We start from the raw sequence: 20349 nt of genomic DNA on the forward strand, positions 1-20349 counted from the left end.
CGCGAGCTGACCCCACCCGTGACCGTACGGGCAGCCGACGGCAGCGCCGCGAGCTGACCCCACCCGTGAGGGAGGGCGGTGTCCCATCGGAACCGCTCTCCCTCCATCGCACCCTCTGTCCATCCCCACGGAGGAACCGATGAAGTCCCGCATCCTCGTCGTGGCCGCCGCGCTCGCGCTGGCCGCCGCCCCCCTCACCCCGGCCGCCTCGGCGGCCGCCCGCCTGGCGCCGCCCAACATCTCGCTGGCCAACGTGAAGGCCCACCTCGGCCAGCTGCAGTCCATCGCCTCCGCCAACGGCGGCAACCGCGCCCACGGCAGGCCCGGCTACCTGGCGTCGGCCAACTACGTCAAAGCCCAGCTTGACGCGGCCGGGTTCCAGACCGTCCTGCAGTCGTTCACCTACAACGGAGCGACGGGCTACAACGTCATCGCCGACTGGCCGGGCGGCAACCCCGACGACATCCTCATGGTCGGCGCGCACCTTGACAGCGTGACGGCCGGGCCCGGCATCAACGACAACGGCTCGGGCAGTGCCTCGATCCTGGAGACCGCGCTGGAGGTGTCGCGTCAGGCGTTACAGCCGACCAAGCACCTGCGGTTCGCCTGGTGGGGCGCGGAGGAGCTCGGGCTGCGCGGCTCCCAGTTCTACGTCAACAACCTGTCGACCGCCGACCGCGCGAAGATCAAGGCGTACCTGAACTTCGACATGGTCGGCTCGCCGAACGCGGGCTACTTCATCTACGACGGCGACAACTCCGACGGCGTCGGATCCGGTCCCGGCCCGACGGGCTCGGCCGAGCTGGAGCGGACGCTGCAGGACTACTTCACCTCGATCGGCGTGCCGACCAGGGGCACCGACTTCGACGGCCGCTCGGACTACGGGCCGTTCATCTCCCGCGGCATCCCCGCGGGCGGTACCTTCACCGGCGCCGAGGGCGTCAAGTCCAGCGCCCAGGCCCAGCTCTGGGGCGGTACGGCTGGACAGGCCTTCGACCCCTGCTACCACCGGTCGTGCGACACCACGGCCAACATCAACGACACGGCGCTGGACCGCAACGCCGACGCGGTCGCCCACGCCGTGTGGACGATCGCCACGGCCGTGCCTCCGGTGACCGTCTGGTCCGACGACTTCGAGACCGCCACGGGCTGGACCGCCAACCCGGGCGGCACCGACACCGCCACCACGGGGCTCTGGGAGCGCGGCGACCCGGAGGCCACCAGTTCCAGCGGCACCAAGCAGGTGGGCACCACGGTGAGCGGCGTCAACGACCTGGTGACGGGACGGCTGGCGGGCGCGAGCGCGGGCGACCACGACGTCGACGGCGGGCTCACCTCGATCCAGTCGCCTCCGATCACGCTTCCGGCGAGCGGCGTGCTGCGCGTGTCGTTCTCGTGGTACCTGGCGCACGGCAGCAACGCCTCCAACGCCGACTTCTTCAGGGTCAAGGTCGTGGGCGCCACGACCGGCACGGTGTTCCAGCAGCTGGGCGCCGCGTCGGACCGCGACGGCGGATGGGTGGCCTCCACCGCGGACATCTCGGCGTTCGCGGGGCAGACCGTCCGCATCGTGTTCGAGGCCGCCGACGCTCTGGGGGCGAGCCTCGTGGAGGCGGGTGTCGACGACGTCAAGGTAACCCGCCAGTAGCCCGTTCTTCCGGCGCCGCCCCTTTGACGTGGGGCGGCGCCCTTCCACACCCGCGACGGGTTCGCGCTCGACCCGGCGTATCACCTTTCTGACCGGGTAGTTCCTGCTCCAGTGCTGCGGCTTTCCGCTCTCTTTGTCGCTTGTTACAACGGCCGCGGTGTGATGGAAAGTCCGGTCGGCGGTTGAGTGGAGGTTGACCAGGAGGTCAGGAGGCGCGCGATGGTGGGACCAGGGGAAGGTGCCGCGGGAAACCGCACGGCACACCTGATCATGACCGCGCTGCCGTACGTCATGATGGGGATCGTGACGGTGGTCGACCTGCTGTCAGGGCCCGAGTTCGACTTCCTGTCCCTGCTGGCGCTCGGCCCGGCCTTCGCCAGCCTCGTGGGAAGCGTCAGGCGCACGGTCCTCATCGGGGTGATCGGGCTGGTGCTGTCCCTGCTGCTGGCCGTCTTCGACGGCCTGCTCGGGTCGCGGCAGAGCTACCAGAGCCTGCTGGTCATCGCGGGCGTCACCGCGGCGAGCCTGGTCGCCACGGTGGGCAGGCAGCGGCGCGAACGCGAGCTGGCCAACGTGCGCTCGGTGGCCGAGGTGGCCCAGCGCGTGCTCCTGCGTCCCGTGCCGCGGCGGGTGGGAAACCTGCGGGTCGCGGTCTCCTACACCTCGGCCGCCGCCGACGCGCACATCGGCGGGGACCTGTACGAGGTCGTGACGGGGCCGACGGGCGTCCGAGTGATCGTCGGCGACGTGCAGGGCAAGGGCCTGGAGGCGGTGGAGACCGCGGCGATCGTCCTGGCCGCCTTCCGCGAGGCCGCGCATGACGAGCCCGACCTGCTGGGGGTCAGCACCCGACTGGAGAAGGCGCTCAACCGGCGGCTCGAAGGCGAGGACTTCGTCACCGCCGTCCTGCTGGAGGCGAGTTCCGAGGGCATGATGACGCTGCTGAACTACGGGCACCCCGCTCCCTTGCTCCTGCACGCCGACGGCCGTGTCAGCTTCGCCGAGCCCGAGGAGACGGCGCCGCCCCTCGGCATGGGCGTGCTCGACGTCGAGGGGCCCCTGCCGTACCGCGTCAGGTTCCGCCCTGGCGACCAGTTGCTGCTCTACACCGACGGGGTCATCGAGGCGCGCGACCCGGAGGGCAGGTTCTATCCGCTGGCCGAACGGGCCTTCCTGCTGAAGAACGACACCCCCGAGGCGGCGCTGGAAGCCCTCCGCGTCGATCTGGTCGCCCATGTCGACGCTCCGCTGCACGACGACGCGGCCATGCTGCTGCTCCGTCAGTATGGAAGAGACCTCAAGAGCTGGGGACGAGCGGCGGCTCCGCTCATGGGATGACCTCAGGGAGACGACCCTCAGGGAGACGACATGGTCAAGCATGCCGGCGGAGCGGGCACGATCGACCACCCGCGCGCCTACGAGCTGTTCTCGTCCCTCGCCTTCCTGGGACGGCGCAGGGAGGTCTTCGCGCGGATCGGGGCGCTGTCGGGCGCCCGTCCGGGCGACAGGGTCCTGGACGTCGGGTGCGGGACCGGTTACCTGACCCGGGTCCTGTCCCCGCTCATCGGCCCGGGCGAGCGGGTGACGGGCGTCGACCCGTCGCCGCAGATGATCGGGTACGCCAGGGAGCGGGCCCCGGCCAACTGCGTCTACCTGGTGGGCGAGGGCCAGGCGCTGGACCTGCCCGACGCCTCCTTCGACGTCGTCGTCTCCACACTCGCCATGCACCACATGCCGGCCGCCGCGCGGGGCGCCGCCGTACGGGAGATGGCCCGCGTGCTGCGGCCTGGCGGCAGGCTGCTGATCGTCGAACTCCGCCCGCCGACCGGCGGGCCGGCCAGGCTGATCGCCGGGCTGGTCGCGGCCCACGCCATGCGGCACGGTCCCGAGGAGCTGATCGACGAGCTGATCCCGCAGGCCGGGTTCGACATCGAGAGCAGGGGCACGCTGCCGCCCATGCTGTACTACGTCAGGGCCGTGGTAAAATGAAATGACCAGTGAGGCCGCTTCCCGCGTGACGGGGGCGGCCATTCTGCTTTCTACGTGACGACGAAGGAAGTGGAATGACCATCACATCACTGCCCCGCCAGCTCGCCCGCACCAGGCGCTTCACGCTCGGCGTCCCGGCGGCTCTCACCGTCTCGCCCGACGGCGCCACCGTCTTCTTCCTGCGCAGCAGGGCGGGCGACGATCCCGTCTCCTGCCTGTGGGCGCTGGACGTGGCCACGGGGGAGGAGCGGCTGCTCGCCGACCCGCTGGTCCTCCTGGAAGGTGAGGAGGAGCGGCTGTCGCAGGAGGAGCGGGCCCGCCGCGAGCGCGCTCGCGTACTGTCGTCGGGCATCGTCGCCTACACGGCCGACGCCGCCTGCGACCTTCTCGTCTTCGCGCTTTCGGGACGGTTGTGGACGGTCAGGACCCGTGACGGCGAGGTCAGGCGCCTCGCCGCCGCCGAGCCGGTCGCCGACCCGCGCCCCGACCCTGCGGGCCGCCGGATCGCCTACGTCAGCGGCGGCGCGCTGCGGGTGGTCGAGGCCGACGGAACGGGCGATCGCGCGGTCGCGGTGCCCGAGGGGGCCGAGGTCGTCTACGGGCTCGCCGAGCACGTCGCGGCCGAGTCCATGGGCAGGCGCCGCGGCCACTGGTGGGCGCCCGACGGCCGTTCGATCCTGGTGGCCAGGGTGGACACCGCTCCCGTCCAGCGCTGGTACGTGTCCGATCCCGCCGATCCCGCCAAGCCGCCGGTGGCGATCCGGTACCCGTCCGTGGGCACCGCCAACGCCGAGGTGAGCCTGTGGATCGTGGGAACGGACGGCGGGCGCGTCGCCGTACGGTGGGACAGGGAGGGGTTCGAGTACCTGACGGCCGCGGGCTGGGACGCCGCAGGGCCGTTCGCCGCCGTGCAGAGCCGTGACCAGCGGCACGTCCAGGTGCTCGGCGTCGACGCCGAGACGGGCGCCGTCGAGGTGCTCTCGGAGCGGCGCGACGCGGCATGGGTGACGCTCGTCGAAGGGCTGCCCACGCGTACGCCGTCGGGCGCGCTGCTGACCTGCGCCGACCTCGATGACACGCGCAGGCTGCTGCGGGAGGGGCGGCCCGTCACGCCCGTCGGGCTCCAGCTCCACGCGGTCCTCGCGGTGGACGGTGAGACCGTCCTGTTCACCGCGTCGGACGAGCCGACCGAGACGCACCTGTGGGCGCACGACCCCGAGCGCGGCCTCCGGCGGCTCAGCGGTGGGCCAGGCGTCCACGGCGGCACCCTCCGGGGTGGCTCCACAGTCCTCGTCTCCCGCACGACGCAGGGCGAGCGCGTCACGGTCCTGCGCGAAGGGAGCGAGGTCGAGGTCCTTTCGCGTGCCGAGCGCCCGGTGCTCGACCCCCGGATGGAGCTGCTCAGCCTCGGTCCCCGCGCCCTGCGCGCCGCCCTGTTCCTGCCGTCGTGGCACCGCGCGGCCGACGGCCCGCTGCCGGTGCTGATGGACCCGTACGGCGGGCCCGCCATGCGCAAGGTGACCGCGTCGCTGTCGTGGCCTGTCTACGTCTCACAGTGGTTCGCCGAGCAGGGCTTCGCCGTCCTGGCGGTGGACGGCAGGGGCACGCCGGGCCGCGGGCCCGCGTGGGAGAGGGAGATCCACCTCGACCTCGCGGGGCCCGTGCTCGACGACCAGGTGGAGGGGCTGCACGAGGCGGCGAGGCGGCGCACCTGCCTCGACCTCACCAAGGTGGGCGTCCGCGGCTGGTCGTTCGGCGGGTTCCTGGCGGCCATGGCCGTCCTGCGCCGCCCCGACGTCTTCCACGCGGCGGTGGCCGGTGCCCCTGTTACCGACCAGCGCCTGTACGACACCCACTTCCGCGAGCGCCACCTCGGCCACCCCGACGAGCACCCCGAGGCCTACGACCGCAGCTCGCCGATCAAGGAGGCGGCGTCGCTGAGCCGCCCGCTGTTGCTGGTGCACGGCCTGGCCGACGACAACGTGGTCGCGGCGCACACGCTCCGGATGTCGGCCGCGCTGCTGGAGGCGGGCAGGCCGCACGAGGTGCTGCCGCTGCCCAGTGCCACGCACCTGGCGACGGCGGAGAACCTCCTGGTCCACCAGCTGGAGTTCCTGCGGCGCGCGCTGGGGCTGGAGCGGCCCGCGCGCGGCGCCGATCAGGACCTGGTCAGCTCGGCGACCGCGGCGGCCACCCTGTCGACCTCCTCTTCGGTGTTGTAGTAGTGGGGCGACAGGCGTAGCGCCCACTCGACGTCCTTGTCCGCGAAGTCGTACTGGGCGAACTCGCGGAAGCTGAGCGCCGAGTTGATGCCGCGCTCGTCCATCGCCTGCTTGAACGGCTGCGGCCGCCATCGCTCGACCTCGAAGGTGACCAGCGCGGCCGGGCTCGGCCCCCTGTCGAGGGTGCGGACGCCGGGGATGGCGGCCAGCCGGTCGCGCAGCCGCGCGGCGAGGGCGGGCGTGCGCAGGGAGATGGGTTCGAGGCCCACCGCCAGCGCGTACCGCGCGGCGGCCGCGCAGCCGAGCAGGGTGGAGTAGGGGAACTCCCACTCCTCGAAGCGGGCGGCGGTGTCGACCGGCTGGTAGCGGTCGGCCTCGACCCAGCGCGCGCCGTACATGTCGATGAACAGCGGCTCGTATCCCTCGCGCAGGACCCGGTCGGACACGTAGAGGAAGCCCGAGCCCCTGGGGCCGCGCAGGAATTTGCGGCAGGTGGCGGTGAGCAGGTCGCAGCCGATCTCCTCGACGTCGATCGGGTACTGGCCGACCGACTGGCAGGCGTCGACCAGGTAGAGCAGATCGAGCTCGCGGCAGTGCCGGCCGACCTCGGCGATCGGCTGGACGAGCCCCGAGTTGGTGGGCACGTGGGTGACGGCCACCAGCCTGGGACGCAGCTCGCGCATGAGCGCGGCCATGGCGTCGACGTCGACGCCGCTGCCGTCGGGGTGGTCGGGGGCGTGCACGACCCTGACGCCGAAGCGCTTGCGCAGCGCCATGAAGGCGATCTGGTTGGAGATGAAGTCGTTGCGCGTGGTGAGGATGACGTCGTCCGCGTCGAAGGTGATCGCCGACAGCGCCTTGGTGTAGGCGTGGGTGGCGCTGCCCGCGAAGGCGATGTTCTCCGGGCGGCAGCCGATGAGGTCGGCGATGGCGGCGTAGAAGTCGCGGACCTGCTCGGCCATCGCGGCCGAGGCCTCGTAGCCGCCGATCGCCGCCTCCAGGTCGAGGTGGTCGACCATGGCCCGCAGGACCGGGCGGGCGAGCAGGCCGCAGCCTGCGTTGTTGAAGTGGACGACCTTCTCGCAGCCCGGCGTGTCGGCCCTGAGTGCCGCGATGTCGAGAAGCGATTCCTTCGTGCGCACAGAAGCGCTTTCCTGATCTCTCATGTCCTAGAGTAGCATTACTGGCCTCATCGCATGATCGAGAAGCGTGTCCGGACGTATCGGGAATGGGGTAAGTTCTCGGATCACTGATCGCCCACAAGCCGACAAGGCCGGAGGTCGAGGACGTGAACGCGGACAGTCCCGCGTGGGAAATACGCAGTGCCGTACGGGTGATCTCGCCCGTGCAACCCCGCAAACTCGCCAAGGTGCCCTTCGTCGAACTGGCGGACGGGCGGCTGCAGGGCGTCGTGTCGAGCGGGTCCGACATCGCGAGGGTGTACGTCTCGTCGATCGCCGCGACGACCCATGACTTCAACTGCAGCACGAACAACAACCGCCCGTGCGGCGGCCTGTACGGAGGGCCGTGCAAGCACCTGGTGGCGCTCGTCGACGAGGCGATCGTGCAGTACGGCCTCGACCGGGTCGCCAGGTACCTGCGCGTCGAGGTCGGCGAGGGCGAGCGCCTGATCCGCAAGCTGGAGGGCGGCCACGAGCCGGCTCCCGCGGCCATGGTGTTCAGCCGCTTTCTGCGCCACCTGGCCTACCTGGAAGTGCCGGAGTCCACCATGCCCGTCCCCGAGATGCATTGGTTCCGTTGATGCGACTGGACGCTCCCCCGCAGGGAGTCGAAGAGGCCCTCGAGGTCGTGACCGGGATCGACGAGGCCCTGACGCACGGGCTCGCGCGATCCGGAGGAGAGCGGCTGAAAGCGCTGGCGGGTGCGCTCGCCACGACGCCGATCGGGCCGCGCGTGGCCGAGGCGACCGAGAAGATCGCCACGGGCTCCGTCGCCGAGGAGCACCTGATGGCGCTGGCAGGCGGCAGGTCCGCGCTGCTCGGCGCCGTCCACGACGCGCTGCTCGACCAGCTCGACACCTCTCTGGGCCGCAAACGCGCGTCCTTCGTCCCCGGCGAGGGCGCGTCGAAGGCGAACGAGAGCTGCAGGTCCTGGCTGAGCGAGCTGGCCATCACCGGCTGGCGCGGCGTCGACCACGACCTGGTGTCGGCCTCCTCGCAGGTGGTCGAGGGGCTGCTGGCCGAGCCCGCCACGCGCCGCCTGGCCGTCCTGCTCGACGGGCTCGCCGCCGAGCTGAGCGCCTCCTCTCCCGTCGCGGCGATGGAGCGGCTGCCCGCGCGGAGGTGGGCCGACCTGTGGTCGAGGGCCCTGCTGCTGTCGCAGGGCGGCTGGCCCGACGCCGCGGGCGAGGAGGTGTCGGGCCGGCTGCTGATCCTCGGCGTCGAGGTGCAGGAGCACGGCACCGCCGTACAGGTGCAGGTCCACGGGGTGCTGGAGGCGGACGGGCAGAACCTGCTGGTCCGCACCAGCGTCGCCGTCGCCAAGGTCGACACGATCGTCGGGCTCGCGTTGTGGCCGCTGCTCAGCGGCTACCCGCTGCTGCTGAGGGCGCTGGCCGAGCAGCGCGCGGTGGAGGTCAAGGGGCTGACGCTGCTCAGCGGCGGCGACCTGCTGTGGCAGGAGGACAAGGTCACGCTGAAGGACCCCGCCGACCCGTTCGTGACGGCCAGGGTGCTGCTGCCCGAGGCGGTCGCGCCCGGCGTGGCGCCGCTGGAGCGGCACCCCGTGCGCATCGCGGAGCCCGTGCTGGTCGAAGGCAAGCTCAGTGACCACACCATCGAGGGGTTGACCACCGCGGGGCCCGTCACCGCGGACCTGGCCGCGGGCGCGACGGCCTGCGTCGGGCTCATGCGATGGGACGGCGGGCGCTGGATCCTGCAGCCGCTGGCGGTGCAGAAGGGCAAGAAGTCGCCGCACAACGCCGAGCTGGCACTGAGCCCGAAGGCCACCAAGGCGGGCGAGGCCGTGACCGTGCTCAGGGAACGAGCGGGACGGTTGCTGCGCAAATGAGCGACGAGAACAGAAGGCAGGTGCTCTACTGGCGCCTCCTCGCGCGGGTGTTCGAGCCCGACGAGCAGCCCTCGCTCGAGTCGGCCAGCGTCGCCATCGTGGACGACCTCGGGCTTCCGCCCGCGCTGCTCGATCCGTCGATCTCGATCGACAACCTCGTGCAGCGCTTCCCCGACCTGCGCGACCAGCTCGACAACCTCCACGACCTGGACAGCGTCCGCAAGGCGGCCCTGGTCAGCAAGCTGATGCTCAACGTCTTCAACACCGGCTCCGGTACGGTCACCGCCACCCAGCTGGCCACGTGGAAGAAGGACGCGGCCTGCTACCAGGAGCTGATCGGCGACGAGGCGGGCCAGCTCGCCCAGATCGAGGGTGACCTGGTCAAGCGCATGCACCTCAGGGAGGTGCTGAACGACCCCAACCTGGCCAAGCAGCTGACGCCGAGCATGTCGCTCATCGAGCAGCTGCTGCGCGACAAGGCCAACCTGTCGGGCGTCGCGCTGGCCAACGCCAAGGCGCTGATCCGCAGGTTCGTCGACGAGGTGGCCCAGGTGCTGCGCACCCAGGTCGAGAAGACCAGCACGGGCACGATCGACAGGTCGGTGCCGCCCAAGCGCGTCTTCCGCAACCTCGACATCGAGCGGACGATCTGGAAGAACCTCACCAACTGGAGCCCGGAGGACGAGCGGCTGTACGTCGACCGCCTGTTCTACCGGCACACGGCCAAGAGGACGACGCCCGCGAAGATGATCGTGGTCGTCGACCAGTCGGGCTCGATGGTCGACGCGATGGTCAACTGCACCATCCTCGCGTCGATCTTCGCCGGGCTGCCGAAGGTGGACGTGCACCTGGTCGCCTACGACACCCGCGCGCTCGACCTGACGCCGTGGGTGAACGACCCCTTCGAGGTGCTGCTGCGCACGACGCTGGGCGGCGGCACGGACGGGACGGTCGCGATGGCCCTGGCCAGGCCGAAGATCACTGATCCTCGTAACACCGTCATGGTGTGGATCTCCGACTTCTACGACAACCGGTCGCTGATCACCGACTTCGAGTCGATCCATCGCTCGGGGGTGAAGTTCATCCCCGTCGGCTCGGTGAACAGCTCGGGTCAAGCGAGCGTGGACCCATGGTTCCGCCAGAAGCTCAAGGACCTGGGCACTCCGGTAATTTCCGGACATATTCGCAAACTTGTGTTCGAGCTCAAGAGCTTTCTCTCCTAGGAGACCCTGTTGCTGCGCGCCCCCGCTGAAACCAAGTACGCCGAAGAGCTCGACTACCTGGAGTCGATCGACAAAGGCCCCAAGCCGTTCTCGTGGCGGCTCAGCCCCCGCATGGTGCGGATCTTCGTGCTGGGCTCCGAGCGCTCCGACGGCATCGACCGCGAGATCCCGCAGAAGTGGTTCGGCGACCGCAGCTTCGTCGAACGCGCCATCGTCACGCTGGCCTCCGACCGCGGCCTGCTGCTGATCGGCGACCCCGGCACGGGCAAGAGCTGGCTGGCCGAGCTGCTCGCCGCCGCCATCTGCCGGAACTCCACCCTGGTCGTGCAGGGTACGGCCGGCACCACCGAGGACCACATCAAGTACTCGTGGAACGTCTCCATGGTCATCGCCAAGGGCCAGTCCCGTGAGTCGATGATCCCCTCGCCGATCATGACGGCGATGGAGCAGGGCGTGATCGGCCGCTTCGAGGAGCTGACCAGGTCCACCAGCGACGTGCAGGACGCGCTCATCTCGATCCTGTCGGAGAAGTACGTCTCCATCCCCGAACTCGACGACGACAACATCGTCTTCGCCCAGCCCGGCTTCTCCATCATCGCCACGGCCAACAGCCGCGACAGGGGCGTCAACGACCTGTCCTCCGCGCTGAAGCGCCGCTTCAACTTCGTCCGCATCCCCGTCGTGACCAACAAGAAGAGCGAGGCGGAGATCGTCCGCTTCCGCACGACGGAGCTGCTGCGCAGGCACCAGATCGAGCTGGACGTGCCGCCCACGCTGCTGGACATCCTGCTCCAGAGCTTCTCCGACCTGCGCGCCGCGGCCGCCTCGGCCACCGGCGACGACCAGAAGCTTGAGTCGGCGCTGTCCACGGCCGAGCAGATCGGCGTGCTCGAGGACGCCATCCTGCACAGCAACTTCTTCGGCGACAGCACGCTGCGGGCCGGCACGCTCGCGAGCTCGCTGGTCACCTCGCTGGCCAGGCGCAGCCCCGAGGACCTCGCCATCCTCAACAAGTACCTGCACGGGGTCGTCGAGCCGCGCAGCAAGAAGGACGGCGGCGAGTGGCCCGAGTTCCTCGACGGCGGTCGTCAGGCGATCGCCACCCTCTCATGAGCGGACCCTTCGACCCGCTGCGCGAGCAGCTCGCCACGGCGGCCGAGGCCTTCGCGGGCGACGGCATCCTCCCCGGGATGGTCGACGACGTCGAGCGGGCACTGGCCGAGGAGCTGGAGATCTTCCCCGTCTGCCACCACTCGCCCGCCTCGGCGCTGGCGATGGTGCGCAGGCTGAGGGAGAAGCAGCCCAAGGTCATCTACCTGGAGCTGTGCGAGGACCTGCGGCCCGTCCTCGACGAGCTGGTCAACTGCCGCCTGCCGGTGGCGCTGCAGGCCTTCGCCACCGAGATCGAGGGGTTTCCTCCCGAGTGGGCGCCGCTGAGCGTGATCGCGCCCATCACCGAGGCGTCGGCCGAGTACCAGGCCATCGCCTACGCGCTCGAAACCCCCGGCGTCGAGATCGTGCTGGTGGACCGCTCGGTCGACCACGTCTTCCAGTGGGAGCCGCGCGAGCGGGGTGACGACAAGGTCGTCGACACCGTCGGCGTCGAGATCGGCGACCTGCGCCCCCGCTTCGCCGAGCTGGAGGAGCACCTGCTGCATCACGGCAAGGTGCGGCACTGGTCGGAATGGTGGGACCAGTACGTCGAGCAGCCGCTCTCCGGCGCGGACTACGACACCTACCGGCAGGTCATGGTGCTGATCGGCAGCCTGTTCCGCCGCCTGCGCCCCCACGGCAACGAGGTCGACGAGGACCGCGAGCGCTACATGTGGACCCGCATGCGCGAGCACCTCGCCGCCACCGGCGCCGACCCCTCGACCTGCCTGTACGTGTGCGGCGCCTTCCACGCCGCCAGCCCGGTGATGGGCGAGCACCTCGACATCACCCCGCGCTCGGAGACCCGCTGGCTCTACGGCCTCATCCCCTCCAGCCACTCGCAGATCGAGTCGCAGTTCGGTCTCGCGCCCGGCTCGGTGTCGATCGCCTCGGCGACGTGGGACAAGTCGGTCCAGCGCACCGGCGTCACGCCGTTCCAGCTCGGGAGCAAGCGCAAGGGCCGCGCCAAGCCGCCCGCCGCGCCCCAGCCGGTGACCGACCGGCTGTCCGGCTTCCTGCGGCAGCCGCCCTCGCTCGACTCCTTCGACGAGGCCGAGCTGCTCGGCTGGTGCGTCGACATCGTACGGCTGGCCCGCCGCAACGGTTACCAGTCCAGCACCGCCGACGCCATCGCCGTGTACGAGACGTCGATCCTGCTGGCGGGCATGCGCAACAGGAAGCGGCCCACGCCGTACGACTTCCAGGACGCCGCCGTCACCTGCATCGAGAAGGACGTCGTGCCGGGCAGGCGCGACGTGCGCCGCCTGTGCGAGATCATGCTCGGCGGCGACAGGATCGGCCAGGTCGGCTACGATTCGCTGCCGCCCCTGGCCCGCGACATCCTCGACCGCCTCGCGCCGCTCGGGCTGGACCTGCAGAAGCGCACGCTGTCGAGGGCGCTGATGAACCTCGACGCCAACCCCGAGCTGGTGCCGTGCTCGGACCTGCTGTGGATGCTGCGCTACCTGCTGCCCGAGGGCGCGGTGAAGCCCATCATGGGCTCACGCGTGCTGGGCGAGCGGTCCATCCAGGAGAGCTGGGACCTGTGGCTGGGCAAGCACCAGCGGGACCTGATCGAGCTCGGCTACGAGGGCGTGACCGTCGAGCAGGTGCTGGAGCAGCGGCTCCGCACGGCCGCGTGGGACCAGAAGGCGACCGCCGCCAAGGTGCTCGCCGCGGTGGAGGACTCCATCCTGTTCCTGGGCAGCCGCAGGTTCACCGACGAGCTCGGAGCTCGCGCGGTGGAGCTGTTGTCGGCCGAGCGGACCGTCGACGACGCGCCGGAGGTGCTGCGCAGGATCAGGAGGCTGCTGGCCTACTACAGGTCGGCGGGCAACGGGCTGCCCGGCTGGTGCCAGGCGTTCGTCACCACGGGCTACGCCCACTACTGCACGCTGCTGCCCACCGCCTTCATCGACGAGGAGTCAGGCGTCAGGCAGGTCGGCGCGATGCTCGGGTTCCTGTTCTCCATGGAGAGCCTCGCGCTGTCCCTGGGCTGTGACAGGGCGCAGCTGGAGCTCGCCGTGCAGCAGTCGCATCCCGAGGTGCCGGCGAAGGTGGCGCTGCTGTGGACGGCGAAGTTCCAGCTCGGCCTGCTGTCCATGGCGGGGCTGCGGGCGCTCGCCGACGACCTGCTGGACAACCCGCTCGTCGTGCCGTCGGTGCCGCTCTACGTCTCCGGCTTCGTGCAGGCGCTGGAGTCCGCTCCCGTGCTGACGTCCTTCGTCGTCGAGGTGCTGTCGAACGCGTTCGGGCGGCTGCCAGACGACGTGCTGATCCCGTGGCTGCCACAGCTGATCACCGCCCTGCGCAACGAGGCTCCCGAGCTGGTGCCCTCGCTGGTGCGCGAGGCCGGCCGTACCTTCCCTGGCACGCTGGCCGCCGTCGACGCGTGGGTGCCGCCGTGGTCGGCGCAGGCCGCGCCGCCGTCGGCCACGCCTGTCGTGGCGGGCCCGGTCAGTGATCTGCTGGCCGCCCACCCCGCGGCCACGGACGCCGTCGCCGCGGTGCTCGGGTGCACGGGCGAGTGGCGGCAGGGCGGGGACGACGACGGAGCAGCCGCCGGGCACCCCGAGGTCGCGAGCCTGCTGGCCGCCCACCCCGAGACCGCCGGCGCCGTCGCGGCACTCCTCTAGTCATCGAGCGGTGAGGCCGCGCACGCCGGGGGACAGCAGCGCGGCCAGACCGCACAGGACGACGATGGCCGCGCAGCCCAGCAGCGCGGGGGCGGGCCCGATCACGATGGCGACCGGGCCCGCCACCAGCAGCCCGATCGGGCCGAACATCAGCGAGCCGAGCGCGTCGTAGGAGCTGACCCTCGACAGCGACTCCGTGGGGATCTCCCGCTGCATCGTGGTCTGCCACAGCACCCCGAAGCAGTCCATGCAGACGCCCATCACCGCCGCACCCGCCACCACCGTCCAGAGCGGCGCCCCCACCCCCAGCAGCAGGTACGGCAGCGCCGTGGGGAGCGTCAGCAGGGTCCCGAGCAGGATCGGCCGCCTGGGACGCAGCCGCATCGCGAGCACCACCCCGCCGATCATCCCGACGGCCTCGCCCGCGAGCACGACCGACCACGCGGGCGCGCCGCCGAGGCTCTGCTTGGCCATCAGCGGGCCGAGCACGCCATGCGCCGCCTGCATGGCCATGACCAGCACGGAGAACTGGGCGACGACCACCCACAGCCACTGGCGGGACCTGAACTCGAGCCACCCGTCCCGCAGGTCGGCCGGCACCGAGTGGCCGGGCCCCGCCGACCTTCCGTGCGGCCTGAGCCTGAGCCCTGCGACGCAGGCGGCGCCCACCGCGAACATCGCGCCGCTGATCACCAGCGCCCACCCGCTGCCGACCAGCGCGACCACGGCTCCGCTCAGCACCAGCCCGACCACCCGCCCCGCGTTCGCGCCGAGGCCGAGCAGCGCGTTGGCCGTCTGCAGCCGCTCGGAGGGAACGACGTCGGGGATGATCCCCGTCAGCGCGGGAAACATGATCGCCACCGCGATGCCGCTGAGCGCGGCGGCGATCACCAGGGCGGGCAGCGGTGTCCAGTGGACCAGCAGCATGACGGCCAGGCTCGTGAACGCCGCCGCGCTCAGCAGGTCGGCGGCCAGCATCACCCTGTTCCTCGGCAGCCGGTCCGCGATCACGCCGCCGATCAGCATGAACACGACCATCGGCACCGCCTCCGCGGCCAGCACGACCGACAGCGTGGTGGCGTCGGCGCCCGGCAGGCTGAGCACGCCGAAGGCCAGGGCGACGGGTGCGAAGGAACTCCCGATGACGGATACGGTCCTGGCCGCCAGCAACAAGGCGAAGCCGCGCTCGCGAAGCAGGCCGAGATCGTTCACCGGCGCCCCCTGTTCCCCTTCGCGAAGAGCCTGCGCAGTCCTTCGTCGATGTGTTCGAGTGAGATGCCACCGTAGCCCAGAACCACACCGGGCTCGGGGACGCCCGCGTAATAGGTCGCCAGGTCCTCGACCGCGACCTCGGGCGCCCCTGCGAGGTCGACCTCGCCCCTCGCGCACAGGTGGAGCCCGGCCGCCGAGGGCACCAGTTCGAGCCGGTCGGCCAGGAAGGCGGCGATGCGCGCGTGCCTGGCCGCGTACACCCTCGTCGCCTTGCGCACGTGCCTGGCCAGCAGCCCCTCGTCGATGAACCTGGCCAGCGCGGCCTGCGAGGTCGCCTCGCCGTGCCAGTCGGTCAGCTGCTTGGCGGTGCGCAACGCGGGCTGGAGGGAGGCGGGGGCGACGAGGAAGCCGATCCGCAGCATCGGGGCCAGCGTCTTGGAGAACGAGCCCACGTAGACGACCCTCCCGCTGCGGTCCAGGCTCTGCAGCGGTTCGAGCGGGCGGTCCTCGAAGCGGAACTCGCTGTCGTAGTCGTCCTCGATCACCACCGCGTCGCGCCGCTCCGCCCACGCCAGCAGCGCCGTACGGCGGGCCAGCGACATCGGCGTCCCGAGCGGGAACTGGTGCGAGGGGGTGACGTAGACCAGCCGGGCGGCGCGGGGGATGGCCGTCACGTCCAGCCCCTCCGCGTCCACGGGCACGCCCGCGACGCGCGCCCCGAGCGAGTGGAACAGACGCCTGACCGGCGCGTAGCCCGGCTCCTCCACCGCCACGCAGTCGCCCGGCTCGATCAGCACGCGGCCGATGAGATCGAGCGCCTGCTGGGCGCCCTGCGTGACGATCACGTCGTCGGGCGCCGCTCTGACCGACCGCGCGATCCCGAAATAGCGGGCTATGGCGCCGCGCAGGCCCGCGTGACCCTCCGGCGCCAGGTAGCCGGCCGCCGAGACCCGCAGCTCCCTGGCGACCAGGCGCCGCCACGTCTCCATCGGGAACAGCCGCAGGTCGGGAGTGCCGACCCTGAAGTCGAAAGCGGGAGGCGTGCGCGTGGTGGTCTTGGACGGGATCGAGCGCCACACCGCCCGCGGCTGCACGCCGCTCCCCTGAGGCGCCCTGCGCCCCAGGGCCGCGCGTGCCGGCGCGCACACGAACGTGCCCGCGCCCGCCCTGCCGACCAGGAATCCGTCGGCCATCAGCCGGTCGTAGGCGACGGCCACGGTGTTGCGGGCGACGTCGAGGCTGCTCGCGAGCTCCCGTGTGGGCGGCAACCTCTCGCCTTCTCTGAGCCGGCCGTCGAGAATGGCGTCACGCAGTTGACGGTAGATCTGAGCGGCCAGCTCACCCCTGCCACTGAGGCTGACGTGGAATTCCATCTTGGCCCAATCGATCGATTAGAAATTGGAGCTTACAGGCGGCCAAGGCGCCACCCTAGTCTGGCCGTATGACGCAGAGAATGGACCTCGGGAAGCTCGCCCCCGAGGCGTACAGGGCAATGGCGGGACTGGAGAAGTACATCGCGGCCAGCGGCCTGCCCAAGCCCCTCCTCGAGCTGGTACGACTGCGCGCCAGCCAGATCAACGGATGCGCCTACTGTGTCGACATGCACAGCAGGGACGCCAAGGAGGGCGGCGAGAGCGACGCGCGGATCAACGCCGTGGCCGTGTGGCAGGAGGCGCCCTGCTTCACCGAGGCGGAGCGGGCCGCGCTCGCGCTCACCGAGGCGGGCACCAGGCTGAGTACGGGCTCGGTCTCCGACGAGGTGTGGGCGCGGGCGGCCAAGGTGTTCTTCGAGGCCGACCTGGCCGCGCTGGTGGTGCAGATCACCACCATCAACGCATGGAACCGCATCGGCGTGATCACCCACATGACGCCGGAATCGTTCAAGTAGATGAACCCGCGCCGCGTCCTCACCCTGGCCCAGCTGTCGAACGCGATAGGCGACGGCGCCTACGTCGTCACCTCCACGCTGTACTTCAGCAGGATCGTGGGCCTGTCACCGGTCGAGATCGGCCTCGGCCTGACCATCGGCTGGGCCGTCGGCACGGTGGCCGGCGTCCCGCTCGGCAACCTGGCCGACCGGCGGGGGCCGCGCGGCGTGGCGGTGCTCCTGGCGGTGGCGACGGCCGCGGGAGTCGGCTCGTTCCTCGTGGTGCGCTCGTTCCCGCTGTTCGTGCTGGCCGTGTGCCTCTACGCGAGCGCGCAGACGGGCCTGTCGGCCGCCCAGCAGGCGCTGCTCGCGGGCCTGGTGCCGCCCGCCGAGCGCACCCACGTGCGGGCGGTGCTGCAGTCGACGCTGAACGGCGGGCTCGCCGCTGGGGCCGGCCTCGGCGGCCTGGCGCTGCACTTCGACACCTCGACGGCCTACCTGGCCGTCTTCGCCGTGGACGCGGCGAGCTATCTGGTGGCGGCGGCGGTGCTCACCAGGGTGCCCGCCGTACCGGCGGTGGCCAGGGTGAAGGGGGAGCCACGCCTCGCGGTGCTGCGCGACCGGCCGTACGCGGTGATCACGCTGCTCAACACGGTCATGCTGCTCTACCGGCCGCTGATCAGCCTGGTGCTGCCCCTCTGGATCGTCCAGCGGACCGACGCGCCCGCGTGGACCGTCTCCGCCGTGCTCGTGCTCAACACCGTGTGCGTCGTGCTGTTCCAGGTGCGCGTCGCGCGCAGGGTGGTCGACCTGGCCTCGGCCTCCCGAGCGGTACGGCTGGCCGGGCTGGTGCTGTTCGTCTCCTGTGTGGTGTTCTCGCAGGGCGACACGGTCATGCTCCTGCTGGCCGCGGCGCTGCTGCAGGTGCTCGGCGAGATGATGCTCGCGTCGGGCGCCTGGGAGATCAGCTTCGGTCTCGCGCCCGCCGACAAGCAGGGCCAGTACCAGGGCTTCTTCGGCATCAGCACCGCCATCGCCAGGATGGCGGGCCCCGTCCTGCTCACCGGTCTCGTCATCGGCTGGGGCACGCCCGGCTGGCTGGTGCTGGGCGGCATGTTCGCGGCGGCCGGCGCCGCGATGGCGCCGGCCGTCCGCTGGGGACTACTTGAAGCCGCGAAGACGCAGGCTGTTGGTGACGACGAAGACGCTGGAGAAGGCCATCGCGGCACCGGCGATCATCGGGTTGAGCAGGCCGAGCGCGGCTAGCGGGAGCGCGGCCACGTTGTAGGCGAAGGCCCAGAACAGGTTGCCCTTGATCGTGGCCAGCGTCCTGCGCGAGAGCCTGATCGCGTCGGCGGCCACCCGCAGGTCGCCGCGGACCAGCGTGAGGTCGGAGGCCTCGATCGCCGCGTCCGTGCCCGTGCCCATCGCCAGGCCCAGGTCGGCCTGGGCGAGCGCGGCGGCGTCGTTGACGCCGTCGCCCACCATGGCGACCGTCCTGCCGTCGTCCTGCAGCCGCTTGACCACATCGACCTTGTCGGCGGGCAGGACGTCGGCGATGACCTCGTCGATCCCCACCTCCGCCGCGACCGTCCTCGCGACCTTCTCGTTGTCGCCGGTGAGCAGCACGGGAGTCAGGCCCAGCGCCCGCAGCCGCTGGATCGCCTCCTTGGAGGTCGGCTTGACGACGTCGGCCACCACGAGAACCGCGCGCGCCCTGCCGTCCCAACCGACCGCCACGGCGGTACGGCCCGCCTCCTGCTCCCGCTCCAGAGCCTGCGCCAGATCCTCGGGCAGGTGCTGCGACCATTCGGCCAGCAGCCTCGGGCGGCCCACGAGCACGGCGTGCCCGTCGACGATGCCCTGCACGCCCAGCCCCTCGACGTTGGCGAAGTCCTCCACCGTCGCGTCCGACTCGGCGGCCCTGGCGACCGCCTGCGCGATCGGGTGCTCGGAGGCGTGCTCCAGCGCTCCCGCCAGACGCAGCACCTCCTCGCGGTTCTCGCCCTCGGTCAGGTGGACGGCCGTCAGCGTCATCCTGCCCTCGGTGACCGTGCCGGTCTTGTCCAGGACGACCGTGTCGATTTTCCTGGTCGACTCGAGCACCTCGGGGCCCTTGATCAGGATGCCCAGCTGCGCGCCCCTGCCCGTGCCCACCAGCAGCGCCGTGGGCGTGGCCAGGCCCAGCGCGCAGGGGCAGGCGATGATCAGCACGGCGACCGCCGCGGTGAACGCCGCGCCCGCGCCGCCGCCGGTGCCCAGCCAGAAGCCGAGCGTGCCGACCGCCAGGGCGATCACGATGGGGACGAAGATGCCGGAGATCCTGTCGGCCAGCCGCTGGACCTCGGCCTTGCCGGTCTGCGCGTCCTCCACCAGCTTGGCCATCTGGGCCAGCTGGGTGTCCGCACCCACCTTCTCCGCCCTGACGACCAGGCGGCCGCCCGCGTTGACCGTCGCGCCGACCACGCGGTCGCCGGGCCGCACCTCGACGGGCACGGACTCGCCGGTCAGCATCGAGGCGTCGACCGCGCTCGAGCCCTCCTCGATCACACCGTCCGTGGCGATCTTCTCGCCTGGCCGCACGACGAAGCGGTCGCCGACCTTGAGCCGCTCGGCAGGGACGCGCCGCCCGTCCACCAGCTCGACGTCCTTGGCGCCCAGCTCGAGCAGCGCGCGCAGCGCGGCGCCCGCCTTGCGCCTCGACCTGGCCTCGAAGTAGCGCCCGGCCAGGATGAACGCCGTCACGCCCGCCGCGGCCTCGAGGTAGATGTTGCCCGAGCCGTCGGTCCTGGCGATCGTGAACTCGAACGGGTGCGTCATGCCGGGCGTGCCCGCCGTACCGAGGAACAGCGCCCACACCGACCACGCGAAGGCGGCCAGGGTGCCGATGGACACCAGCGTGTCCATGGTCGCGGCGCCGTGGCGCAGGTTCGTCCACGCGGCCTTGTGGAACGGCCAGCCCGCGTAGACCACGACCGGCGCGGCCAGCGTCAGCGACAACCACTGCCAGTTGGTGAACTGCAGCGGCGGGATCATCGCCATCGCGATCACCGGCACGGCCAGCACCACGGAGGTGATCAGCCGGTTGCGCAGCGGCCTGAGCTCGTCCTCCTCCTCGGCCTCGCGCTGCCCCTCGGCCTGCTGCCTGGGGAACTCGGCGGTGTACCCGGCCTTCTCCACCTCGGCGACCAGCAGCTGCGGGTCGAGCCCGTCGGGGAAGGTGACCTTCGCCTTCTCCGTGGCGTAGTTGACGGTGGCGGTCACGCCCTCCATCTTGTTGAGCTTGCGCTCGATCCTGTTGGCGCAGGAAGCGCAGGTCATGCCGCCGATCGAGAGTTCGACGGCTGTCTCGGTGGCCATCAGCTTCTCC

The 20349-nt window shown here is 71.3% G+C and carries 15 protein-coding genes; 11 read left to right on the forward strand and 4 right to left on the reverse strand.

Annotated elements, in window-relative coordinates:
- Positions 1–139: 139 nt before the first annotated feature.
- The 4 genes from AC3EO4_RS49610 to AC3EO4_RS49625 all read left to right on the forward strand — a co-directional run bounded on the left by AC3EO4_RS49610 (position 140) and on the right by AC3EO4_RS49625 (position 5859).
- Positions 140–1648, forward strand: a complete 1509-nt coding sequence (locus AC3EO4_RS49610; protein WP_379572798.1) for a M28 family peptidase — start codon at positions 140–142, stop codon at positions 1646–1648.
- A 219-nt stretch (positions 1649–1867) separates the two neighbouring features.
- Positions 1868–2986 (forward strand): PP2C family protein-serine/threonine phosphatase, encoded by a 1119-nt coding sequence (locus AC3EO4_RS49615; protein WP_379572797.1) that lies wholly within the window; start codon positions 1868–1870, stop codon positions 2984–2986.
- A 30-nt stretch (positions 2987–3016) separates the two neighbouring features.
- Positions 3017–3637 carry a class I SAM-dependent methyltransferase gene (locus AC3EO4_RS49620; RefSeq protein WP_379572796.1) on the forward strand — a complete coding sequence of 207 codons (621 nt, stop codon included), beginning with the start codon at positions 3017–3019 and terminating at the stop codon, positions 3635–3637.
- A 74-nt stretch (positions 3638–3711) separates the two neighbouring features.
- A complete protein-coding gene (locus AC3EO4_RS49625) occupies positions 3712–5859 on the forward strand; it encodes a S9 family peptidase (RefSeq protein ID WP_379572795.1) in 2148 nt (715 codons plus the stop codon).
- Here AC3EO4_RS49625 and AC3EO4_RS49630 read toward each other — a convergent pair.
- On the reverse strand, positions 5796–7001 hold the full coding sequence (locus tag AC3EO4_RS49630) for an aminotransferase class V-fold PLP-dependent enzyme (RefSeq protein ID WP_431903019.1): 1206 nt from the start codon (positions 6999–7001) through the stop codon (positions 5796–5798). The two genes, AC3EO4_RS49625 and AC3EO4_RS49630, sit on opposite strands and share 64 nt — an antisense overlap.
- Before the next feature lie 146 nt (positions 7002–7147).
- On the opposite strand from AC3EO4_RS49630, the gene AC3EO4_RS49635 reads away from it, so the two are divergent.
- From AC3EO4_RS49635 to AC3EO4_RS49655, 5 genes are read left to right on the forward strand one after another with little or no spacing between them, the layout of a single operon-like run.
- Complete coding sequence (locus AC3EO4_RS49635; RefSeq protein ID WP_379572793.1) at positions 7148–7621, forward strand: hypothetical protein; 474 nt, start codon at positions 7148–7150, stop codon at positions 7619–7621.
- Entirely contained in the window at positions 7621–8889 is a 1269-nt protein-coding gene (locus AC3EO4_RS49640) for a hypothetical protein (protein WP_379572792.1), read from the forward strand. Before AC3EO4_RS49635 ends, AC3EO4_RS49640 begins: the two co-directional genes overlap by 1 nt.
- Complete coding sequence (locus tag AC3EO4_RS49645) at positions 8886–10112, forward strand: VWA domain-containing protein (protein ID WP_431903021.1); 1227 nt, start codon at positions 8886–8888, stop codon at positions 10110–10112. The genes AC3EO4_RS49640 and AC3EO4_RS49645 overlap by 4 nt, the downstream gene beginning before the upstream one ends.
- Before the next feature lie 9 nt (positions 10113–10121).
- Positions 10122–11225: an ATP-binding protein gene (locus AC3EO4_RS49650; RefSeq protein WP_379572790.1), complete on the forward strand. Its 1104-nt coding sequence runs from the start codon at positions 10122–10124 to the stop codon at positions 11223–11225.
- A complete protein-coding gene (locus AC3EO4_RS49655; RefSeq protein WP_379572789.1) occupies positions 11222–13900 on the forward strand; it encodes a DUF5682 family protein in 2679 nt (892 codons plus the stop codon). Before AC3EO4_RS49650 ends, AC3EO4_RS49655 begins: the two co-directional genes overlap by 4 nt.
- Here the strand turns inward: AC3EO4_RS49655 and AC3EO4_RS49660 are convergent, their stop codons facing one another.
- Complete coding sequence (locus AC3EO4_RS49660) at positions 13901–15112, reverse strand: MFS transporter (RefSeq protein ID WP_431903023.1); 1212 nt, start codon at positions 15110–15112, stop codon at positions 13901–13903.
- Positions 15109–16485, reverse strand: coding sequence for a MocR-like pyridoxine biosynthesis transcription factor PdxR (gene pdxR / locus AC3EO4_RS49665; RefSeq protein WP_431903024.1), 1377 nt, complete (start codon positions 16483–16485; stop codon positions 15109–15111). The genes AC3EO4_RS49660 and pdxR overlap by 4 nt, the downstream gene beginning before the upstream one ends.
- 68 nt (positions 16486–16553) lie before the next feature.
- Here pdxR and AC3EO4_RS49670 point away from each other — a divergent pair, with 68 nt between their 5' ends.
- Both AC3EO4_RS49670 and AC3EO4_RS49675 read left to right on the forward strand, forming a co-directional pair.
- Positions 16554–17000, forward strand: a complete 447-nt coding sequence (locus tag AC3EO4_RS49670; protein ID WP_431903026.1) for a carboxymuconolactone decarboxylase family protein — start codon at positions 16554–16556, stop codon at positions 16998–17000.
- A complete protein-coding gene (locus AC3EO4_RS49675; protein WP_431903028.1) occupies positions 17001–18245 on the forward strand; it encodes an MFS transporter in 1245 nt (414 codons plus the stop codon).
- Here AC3EO4_RS49675 and AC3EO4_RS49680 read toward each other — a convergent pair.
- Positions 18141–20339, reverse strand: a complete 2199-nt coding sequence (locus AC3EO4_RS49680; RefSeq protein ID WP_431903030.1) for a heavy metal translocating P-type ATPase — start codon at positions 20337–20339, stop codon at positions 18141–18143. The two genes, AC3EO4_RS49675 and AC3EO4_RS49680, sit on opposite strands and share 105 nt — an antisense overlap.
- Between the last annotated feature and the right edge of the window lie 10 nt (positions 20340–20349).

The organism is Nonomuraea sp. bgisy101, assembly GCF_057708945.1.